Source organism: Candidatus Bartonella washoeensis Sb944nv, assembly GCF_000278135.1.
Taxonomy (GTDB): domain Bacteria; phylum Pseudomonadota; class Alphaproteobacteria; order Rhizobiales; family Rhizobiaceae; genus Bartonella; species Bartonella washoeensis.
The window spans coordinates 164,932-168,917 of sequence record NZ_JH725025.1 but is presented as its reverse complement, the minus strand read 5'-3'; the positions used below and the strand labels follow the sequence as shown (position 1 = coordinate 168,917).

The window sequence follows — 3,986 nt, the reverse complement described above, 5'->3', positions numbered from 1 at the left end:
TATTAGATATGGCTGAGAAATTAAACATATCTGTACCATTTTTATCTTCTGTAGAAATTGGCAAAAAGTCTGTTCCGGTAGGAATGGAAGAAAAGATCATTGAACTCTACGCGTTAGATGAAGAGATGGCATCCCTTTTAAGAAGGGAAGCAGATGCTTCTCGCACAAGTTTTACAATCAAGCCTTCAAATCCGTTGAGTCGTGAAATTGTTGGCATGTTTGTTAGACTTTTAGATGCTTTTTCACAGGAAGATTTAGAAGCATTCAAAAAATTCTTAGAAATGCTTAACGAAGTAAAAAGAAAAGAGAATGCTACTTTTGTAGAGGCATGATTTGAAAATCCTATTCCCTCACTTTTATTCACACATCCCTCACCTTAAAAAACATATGGAAAATCAATAAGTTATTCGTAACATAAAACTAGATGGTGGGCGTGACAGGGATTGAACCTGTGACCCCTACGATGTCAACGTAGTGCTCTCCCGCTGAGCTACACGCCCATTCAATGATGTTGCATACACCACATAGAATTACAAACGTCAATGCCTAATTTAATTTTTTATTTGACCAGTTACGAATAACTTGGAGAAATATGCCTTTTAAGCAGCTATAAGTATTTTTTCAACTTCATTAACTAGCTCACGCAAGTGAAACGGCTTAGAAAGTACTTTTGCATCAGGAGGGGCATCGCTATTTGAATTTAGTGCAACTGCTGCAAAGCCTGTAATGAACATCACTCGTAAATCAGGGTCGATTTCAGTAGCACGTCGTGCTAGTTCGATTCCATCCATTTCTGGCATTACAATATCAGTAAGTAGAAGAGAAAACGGCTCTTCCTGTAAACGTTCATATGCGCTAGCACCATTATCAAAATCGGCGACTTCATAGCCTGCACGTTCTAAAGCTTTTGCTAGAAAGCGGCGCATATCGTTATCATCTTCTGCGAGCAGGATTCGTTTCATGATTATGTTCCAATTGCTCCATTTGTCAGAGTTTTTGCCACATCGATTATACAATATAGAATATTTATAAAAAAGATGATAAAATACTCATAATTGGAATAAATGGCAAAATGGTTAATGCATAATATATTTGACAAGAATACAGAATATTAATTGTGAGTTGGTTAAATTCAAAATGTATATGACATTGAAGAAGGGGCAATGTACGAATGTTTTAAGCGTGATTAGTTTTAGATCTGTTGCTTTTAATTTCCTTCACTTTGGCGAGAGCTCTGTGGAAAGGCGTTTGGGAATATTCATTTGAAAGATTTCTCTTCATTGTGCGTGACCATCTTTATGCTTATGCAGGTGCAAGTTGGCACCATCGTGCTATTTACCAGCTTCCAATGTTTACACAGCCCTTGCATTGAGACGGTTCATAAGAGGCGTATTTACTCCTTTCTTAAACGGCTTTTTATCCACACGCCAACCTTACTTGTGAGATGCGTAAGGGAATGACTGTGTTAAATCCAAAATGAGAAAGTCTTCGGCTTTTAAATTTTTATACTAACGCGCCTTTTAATCATGGAAACTCGTTTGAAACATGCAAATCTCAATAGAAGCATGTGCATTGAAGTGTAGGTGTTGTTTTGTTATCGCTTTCACAGGGGGGTATCCAGATGTTAAAAGAGCTTTTCTTAACCTACTCATATCTGTTTTTATCTTTTTTCACAGACTCATGTGCCTTTGGGGAATAGAGACTAAATGATATCTCGCTATAATCAAAGGGTTAAGTACTTAATCATTTTAAGATTTTTTTCATTTACTTTTTCATCCTCTCCATGTTTAAATTACTGTCTTGTTAAAAGGTATTATCTTAACGATCTGCTTCAAGAATAAATGCATCAAATGCAGCCCAAAATTGTTTTTGGTAAACCTCTTCATACAGAATTGTATCGAGTTCAGCACCCGTAATTGTAATACTGTCTGTTAGATGTGTATGTTGGCATAATTGTCGTACTTCAATGTTGTTTGCAATATTGTTTTGATTGGCGAGAATAAACAATGTTGGGATTTGTAAATGCCCACCCAGTATATTTTTCTTCATATTATCAATTGCATTGAGTGCTGATGCCATCCATCGTGATGTCGGAGGTTTTATAAAGAAGCTAGGCGATAAAGATGCTTTATGAGTGCGCTCAAATGGTGTATTTTTTTGTTTTAATTTTTTTCCGCCTCTAGCTGGTAAGAGACCAAGTCCTATATCGGAAAGAAGTTGTGTTAATTTATGCTGAAAACCATTTGTTTTATTGCCGAATGGCGCAAAAAGGGGAGAAATACAAAGCATTCTCTTAAACTTATGGTTAATGAGATCTAATCCGCTAAGTGCTATTAATCCACCCATCCCATAGGTTAGCATAGAGTAAGGTGGTGGGCAATTAGGATACACAATATTGTTAAGAAATTCATTTAAGTCATTAATATCATTGTTAATATTAAAATAATTGTGTCGGGTTTGTTTTTGTTTATCAGGTTGAGATCCTTCGCGACCAAACCAATCAAATATTGCTGTATAAAAACCGCGCTTAGAGATTTCATTCATTGTTAAAAAATATTCTTCTAAAGCATTTGCATAGCTTTCGAGAATAACAATTGTTCCCTTGGCTTTTTCTATTTCGGGATGGGTTATCGCAAAACGAACTTTGCGATCAGTGGCTGTTTTAAGGTAGCTATTATGGGTATTGGGAGGAGGTAAACCCCAGTCTGTAGGATAAAGAGGTATTTCCAATTGAAATCCTTTATGGTGTATATTTGCAATCTAGGACAAGATAAGATGAGGAGAAAACTTACATTAAATATCTTACATTAAATATAATGATGATGAAGGATTAAGAAACAGTTATGTTGTTTTTGTGTGTCTGGATGATTCAAGCACAAAAGGAGTTGAAATCGGAAAGAGCAATTACCAAGTAATTAGTGCAATCGCCATGATGGGATTGTATGGTTCAGCGGCAGGTTTGCCATTTGGGAACTTTGTGAGACAATCATAGTCACTCTAAAGGAGGGCAATATTATGCGTCAAGTAGATTTTTCACCATTCTATCGTTCAACAGTAGGTTTTGATCATCTTTTTAATTGGTTTGATTCTAGAACACAACCGGATGATGTTTCTTCTTATCCACCGTATAACATTGAGCGCTTAAGTGAAGATTCTTATAGAATTTCTATGGCTGTTGCTGGTTTTTCTCAGGATGAAATTGATATCGAAACACATTGTAACCAGCTGATCGTTAAGGGTGAGAGAACACCTGAAAATGGTGATGAAGAACGAGAATTTCTTTACCGAGGCATTGCTTCGCGCGCTTTTGAGCGGCGGTTTCATTTGGCTGATCATGTGAAGGTTATTGGAGCGGAACTTGGTGATGGCCTTCTTCATATTCAACTTAAAAGGGAAATGCCGGCTGAATTAAAACCAAAAAAGATACTTATACAGGCGCTGTCGTCTGCTGCAAAAAATGGTAACGGCCATGGTATGCGTAAAGTAAGTTTAAAAAACGAGCAAACTGAATAATTATAAACTTTCCTAAAGAATAAAGTGACGCGAGACTTTTGTCTCGCATTTTTTATATTTCGAATAAAAGCTATTTATTCATAATTTGTAATAATTGTTCTAGCGTACTTTCCTGTCAATTGAGAAAATAGAGTATGTTTTCAAAATTCTATATCTGTGCAATAAATAATAATTGTAGTTTGACACTAGATTTTGTATTAAGTGGGATTAAGTAGAAATAGGTTATAATTTGTTGTTTTTGTAAATAATTTTCGCCATTAAATGCATTGTTTATAAAATTGGATTTTGACATCTAAAAATCAAAAAGTGTGAAAAATTGTAAAAGTCAGAATTTTACTGTAAAATGCAAACAAGTAGAAGGTTTTGGAGGACCTGTAAAAAAATCAAATAAACAATCAAAATCGCTCCAAACTCAGCCCAAAATAATAAAAATTTTCATTATACAAAAGCAGTAATTTATTTTATTTTGAACT

Annotated in this window: 4 protein-coding genes and 1 tRNA gene; 2 read left to right on the top strand and 3 right to left on the bottom strand. The window is 35.2% G+C overall.

The features are described from left to right. Positions 1–332, top strand: a 332-nt coding sequence (locus MCQ_RS07355; RefSeq protein ID WP_006924332.1) for a transcriptional regulator, incomplete at its 5' end; no start/stop codon positions are given. Positions 333–425: 93 nt separating this feature from the next. Here MCQ_RS07355 and MCQ_RS07350 read toward each other — a convergent pair. From MCQ_RS07350 to MCQ_RS07340, 3 genes are all read right to left on the bottom strand, one after another. Next, positions 426–500, bottom strand: a tRNA-Val gene (locus tag MCQ_RS07350). 99 nt (positions 501–599) lie between these two features. After that, positions 600–962, bottom strand: a complete 363-nt coding sequence (gene cpdR / locus MCQ_RS07345; RefSeq protein ID WP_004858948.1) for a cell cycle two-component system response regulator CpdR — start codon at positions 960–962, stop codon at positions 600–602. Between the two features lie 856 nt (positions 963–1,818). Beyond that, positions 1,819–2,730, bottom strand: coding sequence for a serine aminopeptidase domain-containing protein (locus MCQ_RS07340; protein WP_006924524.1), 912 nt, complete (start codon positions 2,728–2,730; stop codon positions 1,819–1,821). A gap of 285 nt (positions 2,731–3,015) precedes the next feature. Here MCQ_RS07340 and MCQ_RS07335 point away from each other — a divergent pair, with 285 nt between their 5' ends. Next, complete coding sequence (locus tag MCQ_RS07335) at positions 3,016–3,513, top strand: Hsp20 family protein (RefSeq protein WP_006924523.1); 498 nt, start codon at positions 3,016–3,018, stop codon at positions 3,511–3,513. Positions 3,514–3,986 lie beyond the last annotated feature (473 nt).

Excerpts from the sequence above, each read along its gene's own strand:
- cpdR (WP_004858948.1), bottom strand. The coding sequence starts at position 962 with ATGAAACGAATCCTGCTCGCAGAAGATGATAACGATATGCGCCGCTTT.
- MCQ_RS07335 (WP_006924523.1), top strand. The coding sequence starts at position 3,016 with ATGCGTCAAGTAGATTTTTCACCATTCTATCGTTCAACAGTAGGTTTT.